Origin of the sequence: Brevibacterium sp. FAM 27836 (genome assembly GCF_051351055.1) — a bacterium.
In the GTDB taxonomy this organism is placed as follows: Bacteria; Actinomycetota; Actinomycetes; order Actinomycetales; family Brevibacteriaceae; genus Brevibacterium.
The window spans coordinates 2,422,560-2,437,564 of sequence record NZ_CP195711.1 but is presented as its reverse complement, the minus strand read 5'-3'; the positions used below and the strand labels follow the sequence as shown (position 1 = coordinate 2,437,564).

The window sequence follows — 15,005 nt, the reverse complement described above, 5'->3', positions numbered from 1 at the left end:
GCTCATTGCACGCACCGACGAAGCGCGCGCCTCACGTGCAGCACAGACACCCGCATGCATTCGAAGGAGAATCCCATGCCCCAGCGACTCGGAATCGCGGTCATCGGTGCCGGAATGGCCGGTCGAGCACACGCCGCTGCCTGGCGAGCCGCCCCTGCCGCCGGAATCGGAAGCCTGCCGGACCTCGAACTCGTCTCCGTCTGCGACATCGCCGGCGACCTTGCCGCAGCCACCGCCGCTCGTTACGGGTTCACCCGTCATGACACCGACTGGCAGCACATCGTCGACGCCGATGACATCGACATCGTCAGCGTCGTCGTCGCCAACTCCCTCCATCAGCAGATCGTCGAAGCCCTGCTGGCCGCGGGCAAGCACGTCCTGTGCGAGAAACCGCTGACCGACACCGTCACCGACGCCGAATCCATGGTCGCCGCCGCGAACGACGCAGACTCTGTCGCGCGCCTCGGCTTCACCTTCCGACGCACACCGGGCCTCGCCGCGATCAAGGACTTCATCAACGACGGCACTCTGGGCGAGGTCCACCACATCAACGCCTGGTACTGGACCGATTACGCCTGCTCCCCCACTGCCCCGATGAGCTGGCGCTACCGCGGCGAACTCGGCAGCGGAGCTCTTGCCGATGTCGGCAGCCACCTCACCGACACCGTCGAATTCCTCGCCGGGCCCATCCGGAAGGTCTCCGGCGGACGTTTCCACACCGCCATCACCTCCCGCCCGCTCCCGCTGGGTCACGTGGTCGGACACGACCACGCCGAGGTCAGCGACGAATACGAGCCGGTCGGCAACGACGACTACGCCGGATTCAGCGTCGAATTCCCCACCGGGGCCGGTTTCCTCCAAGTCTCGCGGATCGCCGCGGGCCACCCCAACAGCCTCGGAGTCGAAGTCTTCTGCGCCAACGGCTCCGCCGGCTTCGACTTCCGCTTCCCCGGCCAGATCGTCCTCAACCGCAGCATCGACGACGCGGCGGCCACCGGATTGACGACGATACAGCTGGGACCCGAGCACCCCTATATCGCGAACGGGCTGGCAATGGCCGCGCCCGGAGTGGGAGTGGGCCAAAACGACGGGTTCGTCTTCCAGGCCCGGGCCTTCCTCGATGAGGTCGCCGGCATCGCCGAGGCGGACTCCCTGCCTCGCTGTGCACCATTCTCCGATGGCCTGCATGCACTCCAGGTCCGAGATGCGGTCATCGACTCGGCCAACGACAACGGACATGAGAAAGAGGTTCAGTCATGAAATTCGGCGCCTACACAGCCATCCTGCACGACCGCCCGCTGCCCGAGGCCCTGACCGTGCTCAGAGAGCTCGGCCTCAGCGCGGCAGAGATCAACGTCGGCGGATTCCTCCCACCCGTCCATATGCCGACGATCGATGACATCCTCACCTCCGATGATGCGCGAGACGAGTACCTCGGCACCTTCGCCGAGGCGGGGGTCGAGCTGGCGGGCCTCAATGCCAATGGCAACCCGCTCCACCCCGATCCGCAGATCGGCCCGCCGACGCTGAGCGACATCGAACGTGCCATCGCCGTGGCGAACCGGCTCGGTCAGACTCGAGTGGTGACGATGTCCGGACTGCCGGGCGCGGACGCCTCGGCACCCAAACCGACGTGGGTCGTCAACCCCTGGGAGTCCTCACTGCTCGACACACTCGACGAACAGTGGGCCGCAGCCACCCCGATCTGGGCAGATCTCGATCGGCTCGCCGGCGACAATGGTGTGAAGATCGCCATCGAAATGCATCCGCACAACCTCGTATTCAATCCCGCCACACTCGAGCGTCTCGTCGAGAGCATCGGGGCTAAGAACGTCGGCGCGGAGATGGATCCCTCCCATCTGTTCTGGCAGGGCATCGATCCGGTCGCAGCGATCGAGCACCTCGGCGAACTCGTCGTCCATGCCGCGGCCAAGGATGTGCGCATCAACGAGGCCGCGAAGATCCACGGCGTCCTCGACGATCGGCACACGCGATTCACCGGCGAGCGGATCACCGAGCTCCGAGGCGGTGCCGCGATCAACGCATGGCCGCTGGGCTCCTCGTGGGACTTCGTCGCCCTTGGTCATGGCCACGACCAGGATTTCTGGAACCGGTTCATCTCGGCCCTGAAGAAGGTCGACCCGGACATCGCTGTGCACATCGAGCACGAAGACGAATCCCTGGGACGCATCGAGGGGCTGCAGACCGCCGCCGAGGTTCTGCTCACCGCTGCCGAGTCGGCGAATTCAGCGGGTCAGCCCTCGTCGGCTGCTCCCGCCGAGTAAGCTCAGACGCAGACCACGACAGGACAGGAGCACATGGCACGCGAACCCGAGACCGAACTGCCGGCAGAGTTCTTCGGTCCCCTCGATCGCTCCCCCGGAGCCGTGCCGCTCTATGTCCAGATCGCCCGCAGACTGGAAGCGGCGATCTCCTCCGGCCAGCTCATCGCCGGAACCCGGCTCGAGAACGAGGTGGCGATGGCCAAACGGATCGGCCTGTCACGGCCGACCGTGCGCCAGGCGATCCAAGACCTTGTGGACAAAGGGCTGCTGGTGCGCAGACGCGGAATCGGAACCCAGGTGATCCAGCGCCCCGTTGCCAGGCCCGTCGATCTCACCAGCCTCTACGAGGACCTCGAGAAGTCGGGCAATCCGCCGAAGACCGTCGTCCTCTCCCACCGGGTCGAAGCCGCAGACGCCGACAATGCCGAGAGGCTGGGGGTGCCCGTCGGGTCCCCCTGCCTGCATCTGCGGCGCCTGCGCCTCGTCGGGTCGACGCCGCTGGCCATCCTGCACAATGTCCTGCCCGCCCGGTTCACCGATATCACCGCCGAGGAGCTCGTGAGCTCCGGCCTCTACGAAACCCTGCGGGCGCGCGGAGTCGTGTTCTCCGTGGCCCAACAGCGAATCGGCGCGAAGGCCGCCGATGCGCAGGAGGGCGAGCTCCTGGAGATCGAAACGGGTGCGCCGCTGTTGACGATGCACCGCACCGCGCACGACCACAGCGGAGGGATCGTCGAATGGGGCGATCACTGCTATCGCCCCGACCTCTACTCGTTCGAGACGACCCTCGTCTCCCGCTGATCGCCGAGCCCCCAAGGCCGCACCGAACCCTCGCCCCCATCCGCCGACCTGCGCACCCTCGCGGGCGCTGCCTCCGGCCGCTCATCCGCTTCGAACTGCCGTCAGACCCCTCCGAGGACTCCGAAACAGCAAGGATTGCCCAGAAGGGGTGACGACGCGAACAAACAATGCTAATGTCATGACAAATACTTTGTCCTGACAAAGGATCGATCCGCATCGGCACAGCAGCCGCGGGGAAGGAATGACGAGAATGACCTCATCGCCTGGCTCGGCTCCTCGAACCTCATCGTTCGACCTCATCACCATCGGACGCATCGGCGTCGACATCTATCCGCTGCAGGACGGCGTCGGCCTCGAAGAGGTCGAGACCTTCGGCAAGTACCTCGGCGGCTCCGCCTCGAACGTCGCCGTCGCCGCAGCCAAACACGGCCTCGACGCCGCCGTCATCACCGCCACCGGCGATGACCCCTTCGGCCGGTACCTGCACAACGAGGTCGCCCGCCTCGGCGTCGACAACCGCTGGGTCGGCACGAACCCGAACTACAACACCCCCGTAACCTTCTGCGAGATCTTCCCGCCCGACGACTTCCCGCTCTACTTCTACCGCGACCCCAAGGCGCCGGACCTCGATCTGACCGAGTCCGACCTCGACCTCGAGGCGGTCGCCTCGGCGAAGATCTTCTGGTCCACCGTCACCGGGCTGAGCGTCGAACCCAGCCGCAGCACCCATCACGCCGCCTGGGCGGCGCGGGGGCGCGCCGAGCACACCGTCCTCGACCTCGACTACCGACCGATGTTCTGGCAGAGCCCGGAGATCGCCAGCGCCGAGGTGGGGCGCGCACTCGAACACGTCACCGTGGCCGTGGGCAACCGTGAGGAATGCGAGATCGCCGTCGGCGAGACCGAACCCGAGCGGGCCGCCGACGCACTGCTCGAGCGCGGCGTCGAACTCGCCATCGTCAAGCAGGGTCCCAAGGGCGTGCTCGCGAAGACCGCCGACGAGCGGGTCGAAGTTCCGCCCTACCCCGTCGACGTCACGAACGGCCTCGGTGCCGGTGACGGCTTCGGCGGCGCACTGTGCCAGGGGCTGCTGGCCGGCTGGGACCTCGAATACGTGCTGAAGTTCGCCAATGTCGCCGGCGCCATCGTGGCCACCCGCCGCGAATGCTCGACCGCGATGCCCGCCACCGAAGAGATCACTGCCGTGATCGGCACCAACGACCAGAAGGAAACCCGCGCATGACATCGGACGCCCCCTCCCTCGACATTGTCACCGACGATGCCATCGCCGAACTGCGCGAGGCCCGTTTCACCGACCCCGGTGCCATCTCCCGAGCCTGGGCCTCCCGCTCCCGCCGCAGCATCAGCGGTCCGGATTCCCGTCTGTTCATCGTCGCTGCCGACCACCCCGCACGCGGGGCCATGAAGGTCGGAGACGATCCGCTGGCCATGGCCGACCGTGTCGATCTCGTCGCCCGGCTGGCCACCGCACTCTCTCGGCCCGGAGTCGACGGAGTGCTGGCCACCGCGGAGATCCTCGACGACCTCGCCTTCCTCGGGCACCTCGAGAACAAGCTGGCCGTGGGCTCGATGAACCGCGGCGGACTGGCCGGCTCCAGTTTCGAGATCGACGACCGCTTCACCGGTCACACCGTCGAGCGCATGTCCCGCGACGGAATCGACCTCGCCAAGACCCTGCTGCGGATCAATCTCGCGGACCCCGCCACCACCTCGGCGCTCATGGCCAATGCCGCAGCCGTGAACGCCTGCGCAGACGCCGATCTGCCGGTGATGCTCGAGCCGTTCATGAGCGAATGGGTCGACGGCAAGGTGCGCAATGTGCTCACCCCCGAAGCCGTCATCCGATCGATCGGCATCGCGCAGGGGCTCGGCACGACCTCGACCCACACTTGGCTGAAGATCCCCGTCGTCGACGACATGGAGCAGGTCATGGCAGCGACGACTCTGCCGACCCTGCTGCTCGGAGGCGAGCGCTCGGACGATCCCGAGGCGACCTTCCGCAGCTGGGAGAATGCCCTGGCACTGCCCGGTGTGCGCGGCCTCGTCATCGGCCGTTCGGTCGTCTACCCGGCCGACGGCGATGTCATCGGCTCCGTCGACCGCGCCGCCGCACTGGTCCACAGCACAGAAAGGATTCCGGCATGATCAACGAATGGTTCTACCCCCGCGGAGAGCTCGCCAGGGACGGCTTCGAGTCCGTCGTCGATTCGACTCTTCCGGGGTGGGCGCACACCGGATTCCGCGCCGCCACGCTCGGCGGAGACCAGCCGAGCTCGGTCGAGCTCGCCGCCGAGGCGGTCGAGAGGGTCTTCGTGCCGCTGGCCGGTGAGTCCTTCACCGTCGACTACGTCCTCGCCGACGGCACCACCGGCAGCCAGGAGCTGGCCGGTCGGACCTCGGTCTTCCACGGACCGGCCGACTGTCTCTACCTACCCACCGGCTCCAGTGCCACGGTCACCTCGGCGAAGGGTCGGATCTCGGTCTCCGAAGCACCGACGACGGAGACGCGCCCCGTCCAACACCTCCCCGCTGCCGAGGTCCCGGTCGAACTGCGCGGTTCGGGAATCTCGAGCCGACAGGTCCACAACTTCGCGACCCCGGCGGGCCTCGACTGTGTGAAGATCATCGCCTGCGAGGTCATCACTCCGGGCGGCAACTGGTCATCCTATCCCCCACACAAGCACGACGAGGCGATCGCCGGTTCCGAGTCCCGCCTCGAGGAGATCTACTACTTCGAGACCGCGGTTTCGCGTGCCTCGAACGCCCCGGCCGAGGCCGATCCCTTCTCCCTTTTCTCGACCTACTCCTCGGCCGCCGGCGAGATCACCACCTCGGCGACGGTGCGCACAGGCGATATCGCCCTCGTCCCCTACGGGTACCACGGCCCCCTCGCCGCCGCACCCGGCTATGACAACTACTACCTCAATGTCATGGCCGGCCCCGATGATGAACGCATCTGGCTCATCAGCGACGACCCCGCCCACGGCTGGGTCCGTAAGGAATGGGACGACCTCGAGTTCGACTCTCGGCTGCCCTACACCGCGGACGAACAGAACCCCGCCTAGAGACATCAGACTTCGAAGGAGAAGTGACATGACTGTGACGATGACCGTGGCTCAGGCGCTGACGACCTTCCTGTCCCGTCAGTACACCGTCGACGGAGACATCCGCCAGCGCACGATCGCGGGGATGTTCGGCATCTTCGGGCACGGCAATATCGCAGGCATGGGTCAGGCTCTGCGTCAGCTCCGCCACGATGAGCCCGACGCGATGCCCTATCACCAGGCCCGCAACGAACAGGCGATGGCCCATCAGGCCGCAGGCTTTGCGAGGATGAATCGTCGACGCTCGACCTTCGCAGCGGCCGCTTCGGTGGGGCCGGGTGCGGCGAACATGCTCACCGGAGCGGCCCTGGCCACGGCCAATCGCCTGCCGGTCCTGCTGTTGCCTTCGGACACCTTCGCGACCCGCGTCTCCGATCCGGTGCTCCAGCAGCTCGAACACCCCCACGACACATCGTTACAGGTCACGGACGCGTTCCGACCGCTGTCCCGCTACTTCGACCGTGTCGAACGCGGCGAGCAGCTGTTCTCCATCGCGCTGGCGGCCATGCGGGTGCTCACCGATCCTGCCGAAACTGGTGCGGTCACGATCGCGCTGCCCGAAGACGTCCAAGCCGAAACCGTCGAGGTTCCGGAAGAATTCCTGACCGAACGAGAATGGCACATCCGGCGGCCCCTTCCCGAGCCCGGCCCGCTCGAGCGTGCCGCCGCAGCGATCCGCGGGGCCGAGCGACCGCTGATCGTCGCCGGCGGCGGAGTGCTCTACTCCGCAGCCGAGGAAGAGCTGCGCTCCTTCGCCGAGGCGACCGGCATCCCCGTCGCCACCACCCAAGCCGGCGGTGGAGTGCTCGACCACGATCACCCGCTCAACCTCGGCGGAATCGGAGCAACGGGGTCGTCCGCGGCCAACCGGATCGCCGCCTCGGCGGACGTCGTCATCGGCATCGGCACTCGCTACAGCGATTTCACGACGTCGAGCCGAAGCGCCTTCGCCGATCCCGATGTCAGCTTCGTCAACCTCAACGTCGCAAGCTTCGATGCCTACAAGCACGGCAGCCGCTACCCCATCGTCGCCGACGCCCATGCCGGACTGGTGGGACTGAGCGAGCACCTGGATGAGTTCCGAGTGGGCGAGGACCATACGCGCCGGATCGATGCCGAACGCAGGAACTGGGTCGCCGAGGTCGATGCGGCCGTGGCGCCCACGCCCGCAGAACTGCCGGGCCAGCCCGAGATCATCGGTGCGGTCAACCGAGCTGTCGGTCCACGCGATGTCGTCATCCAAGCCGCCGGCTCCCTGCCGGGTGACCTGCAGAAGCTCTGGCGCACCCGGGACGCCCTGGGCTATCACGTCGAATACGCGTTCTCCTGTATGGGATACGAGATCGCCGGAGGCCTGGGAGTCCGGCGCGCCATCGAGGCCGCCGGTGATGACCGTGAGGCCGTCGTCATGGTCGGCGACGGCTCCTACCTCATGCTCCACACGGAACTCGTGACCGCCGTGGCCGAGGGCCTCAAGCTCATCGTCGTCCTCATCCAGAATCACGGCTATGCCTCGATCGGACACCTGTCGGAGACAGTTGGTGCACCCCGATTCGGCACCTGGTACCGCAGATACGACGCCGACTCCCCGGAGTTCCGCACCGACGAAATCCTGCCCGTCGACCTCGCAGCGAACGCTCGCTCCTACGGCGTCGACGTCGTCGAGATCGACCCCGGCCCCTCGGCGAGCACTCGCCTCGCCGAGGCCGTGGAGGCCGCCCGTGCGGCCGAGACCTCGACGCTCATCCACATCAACTCGGATCCGCTCGCCTATGCCCCTGAAGGCGAAGGGTGGTGGGACGTGCCGGTCGCCGCCGCATCGACCATGGACGACACCCGAACGGCCCGCTCTGCCTACGAGGACGAGCGAAGCCACCAACGGCCTCTGCTGTAGCCAGCCGATCGCCCAGAGCACGAAGACCACCGACAGCCGACCACAAGGACAGGACAATGACAACGCAGTCACTTCGCATCGGCACAGCACCAGACTCCTGGGGCGTGTGGTTGCCAGACCACCCGGGACAGGTCCCCTGGCGGCGCTTCCTCGATGAAGTCGTCGAGGCGGGATACACCTGGATCGAGCTCGGCCCCTACGGCTACCTGCCGACGAATCCCGAGCAGCTGCGCGAGGAGCTCGGCTCGCGGGGACTCAAACTCTCCGGCGGCACGGTATTCACCGGTTTCCACAAGACGGATGACCAGTTCGAGCGGGCCTGGAAGCAGGCCGAGGCGGTCGCCGCACTCACTGCCGAACTCGGCGGTGAGCACATCGTCGTCATCCCCGATCTGTGGCGTTCGGACACGAGCGGCCAGGCCCTCGAACCGCGGACGCTCGATGACGAGCAGTGGTCGCGCATGGCCGCCGGCCACGACGCACTCGGCAAGGCCCTGTACGAAGAGTTCGGTCTCCGCCAGCAGTTCCACTCGCATGCCGACTCCCATGTCGGCACACATTCGGAAGTCGAACGCTTCCTCGAACTCACCGATGAGCGGTACACGAACCTCTGCCTCGACACGGGACACTTCTCGTACTACGGCGGGGACAACCTCAGACTCATCCACGACCACCCCTCGCGCATCGGCTATCTTCACCTCAAGCAGGTCGATCCGGTTCGGATCTTCGACGTCCTCAACTCCGATACACCGTTCGGCGACGCGGTCGCGCAGGGAATCATGGTCGAGCCCGATCAGGGGATCCCTCCGCTCGACCCGATCATCGACGCCGTCGCGGCTCTCGACGAGAACACCTTCGCCATCGTCGAACAGGACATGTTCGGCTGCAGCGTCGACGCCCCGTTCCCGATCGCCGAACGGACGCTGAAGACGATCCTCGCGTCCACGGACGCCGCGGTCGTCGACCACTGACCCAGCTCATCGCCGCTCGATCCCACACACCGACAAGCCCGCAGCCCCACAGGAGAGACAATGACCGTGACAAACCCGCCCGAAGATTTCCGCGTCGGCATCGTCGGTGCCGGAATGATGGGCGCAGACCACGTCAAACGCATCACCTCGACGATCAGCGGGGCCACGGTCTCCGCCGTCGTCGACCCCGATGAGTCCCGGCTCGCCTCGGCGCTGGAGAACGCCCCCGGAGCCGTCGGCTGCTCCCGCATCGAAGACGCTCTCGAGGCCGGAGTGGTCGACGGGGTCCTCATCGCGACCCCCGGGTTCCTCCACGAACCCGTGCTGCTGCCCAGCCTCGAGGCCGGTCTCCCGATCCTGTGCGAGAAGCCTCTGACCCCGGACCCGGACTCCTCGTGGCGGATCCTCGAAGCCGAGCAGGCCACCGGCCGCCACCTCATCCAAGTCGGGTTCATGCGTCGTTTCGATCCCGAATACCGGCAGCTGCGCGAGCTCATCGACTCGGAGCAGGCCGGTGAGCTGCTCATGCTCCGCTGCGCCCATCGCAACCCGTCGGTCCCGGACTCCTACATGCAGGAGTCGCTCATCAACGACTCCGTCGTCCACGAATTCGACGTCGTACCCTGGCTGGCCGATTCCCCCATCCGCAGCCTCGAGGTCAAGCACGCTCGCCGCAATCGGCTCACGCCCGAACGCCTCCAGGAGCCGATCCTCGTACTCATGGAGCTGGCCAATGGCACGCTCGTCGATCTCGAGATGAACGTCAGCGTGCAGTTCGGCTATCAGGTGACCACCGAGGCCGTCTTCGATTCCGGAATCGCCCGCATCGGTGAACCCACCGGCCTGCAGCTGTGGCATCAGGGGCGTTCGGGAATCGCCGACATGCAGACTTCACCACCCGTTTCCGGACGGCCTACGACGATCAGGTTCAGGCCTGGGTCGACGCGGCGCGCACGGGCGGCATCGCCGGCCCATCTGCCTGGGACGGCTACAAGGTGGCCGTGGCCTGCCGGGAAGGCGTCGCCTCCCTGCTCGACGGCAGACCGCGCACACTCGATCTGCCCGACACCCCTGACTTCTACCTCTGACCGACCGGCCCTCACGAACGCTTGGAGTATCAATGAAGATCGCCTACGATCCCACACCGCTGCACCACACGCACCGCCTGCTCGACTTCCCGGCCGTGACCGCCGACCTCGGATTCGACCATCTGCAGCTGACACCGCATCCGGACTTCGCCACCCACTTCCGATACCCGAAGATGGATCGCGCGCTCATCCGCCGCTTCGGGCAGGCCGTCGATGCCGCAGGGATCACGGTGCCCGCCCTGCTGCCCGTGCAGCGGATCGCCTGGCCGGATGAGGGCAAACGCGTCGCGGCGGTGAAGAACTTCCGCCGCGTCATCGAGATCGCCATCGACCTCGGCGTGACGACCATCAACACGGAATTCAGCGGTCGCCCGGAATCCTTCGAGGACTCCGAAGAGTCCTTCTACCGTTCGATGGACGAACTGCTGCCCATCGTCGAGAAGGAGGGGCTGAGGCTCAACTTCGACCCCCACCCCGACGACTTCGTCGAGGACGGGCACGAAGCGTGGCGAGTCCTGCGTGGTCTCGACTCCGAAGCGATCGGCTTCGTCTACGTCGCCTCGCACACCTTCCACTACGGCGACTGCCTCGACACCCTGGCCGAGGAGCTCGGCGACCGACTGCGTGCCGTCTACATCTCCGATGCCTTCGATCACCGCGCCTCGCACGGGCTGCGGTACATCGCGAACCCGCCGACCACCTCGGCGCGGGTGCATCAGCATCTCAAGGTCGGGGACGCCGACGTCGATTTCGACGCTCTCTTCGGCGTGCTGAATGCGACCGGGTTCCTCGCCCGCGAAGACTCTCTCCTCGTGTCCAATGTGTTCGGGGAGAACGAGAACAATGACGCCGTCAGCCGATTCCAAAAGCGGCGGATCGATGAACTCATCTCCGCACAGGCAGGTCCCACCGGCTGAGGCGGCGCGCAGCCACCGTCGAATCGCATCGAGAAGTTCGAGACCGAAGCATCGGAAAATCATTCAAAGGAGAGTGAACGTTCATGAGCGGAGAAGGCAAGAGTCTGGTCGATCTTCCACCGGACACGAAGGGACCACACACCACACGCCTGGGCATCATCGCCGTCGTCGCCACATTCGGCGGCCTGCTGTTCGGCTATGACACCGGCGTCGTCAACGGGGCCCTCGAGCCCCTCACCCACGATTTCGGTCTGACACCGCGGACCGAGGGACTCGTCGTCAGCTTCCTCACCATCGGTGCGGCCTTCGGCGCCGTCATCGGCGGTCGACTCTCCGATGCCTTCGGACGCCGATCGAACATCCTGCTGCTCGCCTGCTTCTTCATCGTCGGGACCCTGGCCTGTGCACTGTCACCCAATTGGCAGTTCCTCGCCGGGGCACGCTTCTTCCTCGGACTGGCCGTGGGCGCGGCATCGACGACCGTGCCCGTCTACCTGTCCGAACTCGCGCCCTTCGAACGGCGCGGCTCATTGGTCACTCGCAACGAGGTGATGATCGTCGTCGGCCAGTTCGCGGCCTTCGTCATCAACGCGATCATCTTCAACGTCTGGGGAGAGCACGAGGGCGTGTGGCGCTTTATGCTCGCCGTCGCCGTTCTGCCCGCCATCGCACTGCTCATCGGCATGCTCTTCCTTCCCGAGAGCCCCCGCTGGCTGATCTCGAAGAACCGCGACGACCAGGCCCTCGGCGTGCTCAAGCAGGTTCGTTCGGATGATCGCGCCGAGGCGGAGATGCGCGAAGTCGAACTGCTGGCAGAACAGGAGGAGGTCGCCAAGACCGGCGGCGTCTCGGACCTCGCATCGAAATGGGTGCTGCGACTTGTCCTCATCGGCGTCGGCTTGGGCATCGCCCAGCAGCTGACGGGCATCAACTCCGTGATGTACTACGGGACGCAGCTGCTCACCGATGCGGGCTTCTCTGCCGATGCAGCGATCATCGCGAACACGCTCAACGGTCTCTTCTCCGTCATCGGCGTCACCGTCGGCATCCTGCTCATCAACAAGCTGCCGCGCAAATTCATGCTCTTGGGCGGATTCACGCTCACCAGCACGTTCCACCTGCTGATCGGCCTGTCCGCGGTGTTCCTGCCCGACGGAATGGGCAAGGCCTACACGATCCTCGTGTTCGTCGTGCTGTTCGTCTTCTCCATGCAGGGAACCCTGGGACCGCTCGTGTGGCTCATGCTTGCCGAGATCTTCCCGCTGAAGATCCGTTCCTTCGCAATGGGCATCTGCGTCTTCGCCCTCTGGCTGGCCAATGCCGCCGTTGCGCAGTTCTTCCCGAGCGTGGTCAGCGGACTCGGAATCTCGAACACGTTCTTCCTCTTCGCCGGGCTCGGCGTGCTCGCTCTCATCTTCATCTACTTCATGGTTCCCGAGACACGCAACAAGACGCTCGAAGACCTCGAAGCGGAATTCCGTTCGAAGTACGGGCAGTGAAGCCCGCCCGGCAGCGCTCTATTGGGCGCGTGCCCGGAACATCAGGCATTCTGACTGTCAGAGTCTGATCTGACGGTCATCGACGAGAAGGAGAAACCCGTGTCCATCATGGTGGCAGTACCCGACAGCAACGCGGCTCCGGCAGCGATCACCGCGGCGATCGAAGAGGCGAAGCGGTTCGGCACCGACCTCGTCGTCATCTCGCTCGGCATCCAATCCGATTTCGACACTGCGGCATTCGATGAGTCCGGAGTTCCGTACCAGGTGATCGGACGTCAGGGGCGCGGCGACAGAGACCCCGCCGAGGCGGTCCTCGACGAACTCGACGAGCACCCTGAGATCATCCGCCTCGTCATCGGGATGCGCCGCCGGTCCCGAGTGGGCAAGATGCTCATCGGCTCGGTGAGCCAGCGCCTCCTGCTCGACTCGCCAGTCCCGGTTCTCGCCGTCAAGGGCTGAGAACTGAAAGCTCCGGTGGCGGGCCGAGCGGGTACGCACCCGCTCGGCCCGTCGATGTGAGCACACGGCGTCGCGGCTGATCGGTCGGCGTCGCTGCCGGTCCTCTACCACTCACCGGCTCGCGCCGCTACGTGAGGTATCCCTCCGGCCGAGGGCCTCCTCAACGTCCTCACACAGGGCTATTCTGGGACCGGATCGCGCAGAACCGGGCTCTTCGCCCGCCCCGATCCCGCCGCACGCCATCGCTGTCGCCGCCGACAGCGAAAGCAGCCGGCAGAATGCGAACACAGACGGCATCAGGCTCACACCGAATGACACCCAAGGACGCCCCATGCCCAGTAAGCCCAGCACCAGCACGCTGGAAGCCGCCGCCGCACACCACGCCCGCACCCATGCCCGCCTGTCGATGGCGGGGAAGATCGCGGCGATCCTCGCACTCACCCTGATCATCTACTTCATTCCAGCCCCTGAGGGCATCGACCCGCGTGGGATGCACATGGCTGGAATCTTCGCCGGAACCATCCTCGGCCTCATCCTGCAGCCGCTGCCGACGGCCTCGGTCGCCCTGGTCGGACTGGCCGCCGCCATGGTCACCGGCACGATGGATGCGAAGACCGAGGCCCTGCAGGGGTTCGGGAACTCGACCATCTGGCTGATCGTCGCCGCGTTCTTCATCGCCGACGGCTTCCTGCTCACCGGTCTGGGACGCCGCATCGCGCTGCTGTTCGTCTCGTGGCTCGGCAGGTCCTCGCTCGGCCTGTCCTACGGCATGGCGCTGACCGACCTCGTCCTCTCCCCCGCCACACCGTCGAACACGGCCCGCGCAGGCGGCGTCGTCTACCCGATCGTCCGGTCGCTCGCTTCGGTCAACGACTCACACCCATCCAGCGCCGAGTCGCGGAAGAGACTGGGTTCCTACCTCTCTCTGACTTCGGTGCAGGTCAACACCATCACCTCGGCCATGTTCGTCACGGCTATGGCCGGCAACCCGTTGGCCGTGGGCTTCGCCGCCGATGCCGGTATCGACATCTCCTGGGGCACCTGGGCGCTGGCCGCGATCGTGCCCGGACTCGTCGCACTCATCGTTATGCCATGGTTCATGGCCAAGGTCTACAAGCCGGGCCTGACGAAGACCCCCGAGGCCCCCGCCCACGCGCGTGAGGAACTCAAGGAGCTCGGCTCCATGAGCCGCGGCGAGTGGACCATGCTCGCAACCTTCGCCCTCCTGCTCCTCCTGTGGGTGTTCGGTGACATGATCGGAGTGGATGCCACCTCGGCGGCCCTCGTCGGCGTGGCGATCCTCCTCATCACCAAGGTGCTCACGTGGAAGGACATGGCCGCCAACAGCGGCGCCTGGTCGACGCTGATCTTCTTCTCCGTGCTCGTGGGCATGGCCACCCACCTCAACACCCTCGGGGTGATCGGGTGGATCGGCGACGAGGTCGCCGGGCTGGTCGGCGGAATGCCGTGGATGGCCGCGTTCGCCGTGCTCAGCATCGTCTACTTCTACGTCCACTACCTCTTCGCATCGAACACGGCGCAGATAGTCGCGATGTACTCCGTGTTCCTCGGGGCGGCGATCGCCACCGGCGCTCCCCCGCTGTTCGCGGCACTGGCGCTGGGCTTCATCGGCAACCTCATCGGCGGGCTCTCGCACTATGCCTCGGGCCCCGCGGGCGTGATTTACGGCTCCGGCTACGTCACGACCGCCGAATGGTTCAAGGTCGGCTTCCTCGCCTCCGTCGTCAACATCCTCATCTGGAGCCTCGTCGGCGGCGGATGGATGTCCCTGCTCGGCATGTTGGGCTGATCCCCTCGCCGAGTTGCGGATATCCCGTCGCCGAGGCGGTCCTGGCGATGGCATCGATCGCTCGCTGCGATGAATGCCGCCCAGTCCCTGCGAACCAGATCCAGCGGCCGTCGATCGACCGCGGAATCGGGTCGAGCGCAAGTGTGAAGCGCCTGC

Annotated in this window: 13 protein-coding genes and 1 pseudogene; all 14 read left to right on the top strand. The window is 66.2% G+C overall.

Annotation, left to right across the window (positions count from 1 at the left end; all coding sequences use genetic code 11):
- Window positions 1-75 precede the first annotated feature (75 nt).
- The 14 genes and pseudogenes from ACSE4D_RS10855 (at window position 76) to ACSE4D_RS10790 (ending at window position 14,849) form a co-directional block, all read left to right on the top strand.
- Window positions 76-1,260 (top strand): Gfo/Idh/MocA family protein, encoded by a 1,185-nt coding sequence (locus tag ACSE4D_RS10855; RefSeq protein WP_436325936.1) that lies wholly within the window; start codon window positions 76-78, stop codon window positions 1,258-1,260.
- A complete protein-coding gene (locus ACSE4D_RS10850; protein ID WP_425120538.1) occupies window positions 1,257-2,285 on the top strand; it encodes a sugar phosphate isomerase/epimerase family protein in 1,029 nt (342 codons plus the stop codon). Before ACSE4D_RS10855 ends, ACSE4D_RS10850 begins: the two co-directional genes overlap by 4 nt.
- 33 nt (window positions 2,286-2,318) lie before the next feature.
- Window positions 2,319-3,086, top strand: coding sequence for a GntR family transcriptional regulator (locus tag ACSE4D_RS10845; protein ID WP_425120537.1), 768 nt, complete (start codon window positions 2,319-2,321; stop codon window positions 3,084-3,086).
- 250 nt (window positions 3,087-3,336) lie between these two features.
- Window positions 3,337-4,329, top strand: a complete 993-nt coding sequence (iolC, locus tag ACSE4D_RS10840; RefSeq protein WP_425120536.1) for a 5-dehydro-2-deoxygluconokinase — start codon at window positions 3,337-3,339, stop codon at window positions 4,327-4,329.
- Window positions 4,326-5,252 (top strand): Cgl0159 family (beta/alpha)8-fold protein, encoded by a 927-nt coding sequence (locus tag ACSE4D_RS10835; protein WP_425120535.1) that lies wholly within the window; start codon window positions 4,326-4,328, stop codon window positions 5,250-5,252. Before iolC ends, ACSE4D_RS10835 begins: the two co-directional genes overlap by 4 nt.
- On the top strand, window positions 5,249-6,172 hold the full coding sequence (gene iolB, locus ACSE4D_RS10830) for a 5-deoxy-glucuronate isomerase (RefSeq protein WP_436325935.1): 924 nt from the start codon (window positions 5,249-5,251) through the stop codon (window positions 6,170-6,172). The genes ACSE4D_RS10835 and iolB overlap by 4 nt, the downstream gene beginning before the upstream one ends.
- Before the next feature lie 28 nt (window positions 6,173-6,200).
- Window positions 6,201-8,105: a 3D-(3,5/4)-trihydroxycyclohexane-1,2-dione acylhydrolase (decyclizing) gene (gene iolD, locus ACSE4D_RS10825; RefSeq protein WP_436325934.1), complete on the top strand. Its 1,905-nt coding sequence runs from the start codon at window positions 6,201-6,203 to the stop codon at window positions 8,103-8,105.
- Between the two features lie 56 nt (window positions 8,106-8,161).
- Window positions 8,162-9,076 carry a sugar phosphate isomerase/epimerase family protein gene (locus ACSE4D_RS10820; RefSeq protein WP_425120532.1) on the top strand — a complete coding sequence of 305 codons (915 nt, stop codon included), beginning with the start codon at window positions 8,162-8,164 and terminating at the stop codon, window positions 9,074-9,076.
- A 60-nt stretch (window positions 9,077-9,136) separates the two neighbouring features.
- Window positions 9,137-9,835, top strand: a pseudogene (locus ACSE4D_RS10815) (Gfo/Idh/MocA family protein); the annotation flags it as partial.
- Window positions 9,836-9,927: 92 nt separating this feature from the next.
- Window positions 9,928-10,164 (top strand): hypothetical protein, encoded by a 237-nt coding sequence (locus ACSE4D_RS10810; protein WP_436327150.1) that lies wholly within the window; start codon window positions 9,928-9,930, stop codon window positions 10,162-10,164.
- A 32-nt stretch (window positions 10,165-10,196) separates the two neighbouring features.
- The gene (locus ACSE4D_RS10805; RefSeq protein WP_436325933.1) at window positions 10,197-11,081 is read left to right on the top strand and encodes a sugar phosphate isomerase/epimerase family protein; all 885 of its coding nucleotides are present in this window, start codon (window positions 10,197-10,199) and stop codon (window positions 11,079-11,081) included.
- 83 nt (window positions 11,082-11,164) lie between these two features.
- Window positions 11,165-12,580 carry a sugar porter family MFS transporter gene (locus ACSE4D_RS10800; RefSeq protein WP_436325932.1) on the top strand — a complete coding sequence of 472 codons (1,416 nt, stop codon included), beginning with the start codon at window positions 11,165-11,167 and terminating at the stop codon, window positions 12,578-12,580.
- A 108-nt stretch (window positions 12,581-12,688) separates the two neighbouring features.
- Window positions 12,689-13,039 carry a universal stress protein gene (locus tag ACSE4D_RS10795; protein ID WP_436327132.1) on the top strand — a complete coding sequence of 117 codons (351 nt, stop codon included), beginning with the start codon at window positions 12,689-12,691 and terminating at the stop codon, window positions 13,037-13,039.
- Between the two features lie 331 nt (window positions 13,040-13,370).
- The gene (locus tag ACSE4D_RS10790) at window positions 13,371-14,849 is read left to right on the top strand and encodes an anion permease (protein ID WP_436325931.1); all 1,479 of its coding nucleotides are present in this window, start codon (window positions 13,371-13,373) and stop codon (window positions 14,847-14,849) included.
- The last annotated feature ends 156 nt before the right edge of the window (window positions 14,850-15,005 follow it).

Bases quoted from the DNA above. Each gene is read 5' to 3' on its own strand.
- ACSE4D_RS10855 (WP_436325936.1), top strand. From the start codon at position 76: ATGCCCCAGCGACTCGGAATCGCGGTCATCGGTGCCGGAATGGCCGGT.
- ACSE4D_RS10850 (WP_425120538.1), top strand. From the start codon at position 1,257: ATGAAATTCGGCGCCTACACAGCCATCCTGCACGACCGCCCGCTGCCC.
- ACSE4D_RS10845 (WP_425120537.1), top strand. From the start codon at position 2,319: ATGGCACGCGAACCCGAGACCGAACTGCCGGCAGAGTTCTTCGGTCCC.
- iolC (WP_425120536.1), top strand. From the start codon at position 3,337: ATGACCTCATCGCCTGGCTCGGCTCCTCGAACCTCATCGTTCGACCTC.
- ACSE4D_RS10835 (WP_425120535.1), top strand. From the start codon at position 4,326: ATGACATCGGACGCCCCCTCCCTCGACATTGTCACCGACGATGCCATC.
- iolB (WP_436325935.1), top strand. From the start codon at position 5,249: ATGATCAACGAATGGTTCTACCCCCGCGGAGAGCTCGCCAGGGACGGC.
- iolD (WP_436325934.1), top strand. From the start codon at position 6,201: ATGACTGTGACGATGACCGTGGCTCAGGCGCTGACGACCTTCCTGTCC.
- ACSE4D_RS10820 (WP_425120532.1), top strand. From the start codon at position 8,162: ATGACAACGCAGTCACTTCGCATCGGCACAGCACCAGACTCCTGGGGC.
- ACSE4D_RS10805 (WP_436325933.1), top strand. From the start codon at position 10,197: ATGAAGATCGCCTACGATCCCACACCGCTGCACCACACGCACCGCCTG.
- ACSE4D_RS10800 (WP_436325932.1), top strand. From the start codon at position 11,165: ATGAGCGGAGAAGGCAAGAGTCTGGTCGATCTTCCACCGGACACGAAG.
- ACSE4D_RS10795 (WP_436327132.1), top strand. From the start codon at position 12,689: ATGGTGGCAGTACCCGACAGCAACGCGGCTCCGGCAGCGATCACCGCG.
- ACSE4D_RS10790 (WP_436325931.1), top strand. From the start codon at position 13,371: ATGCCCAGTAAGCCCAGCACCAGCACGCTGGAAGCCGCCGCCGCACAC.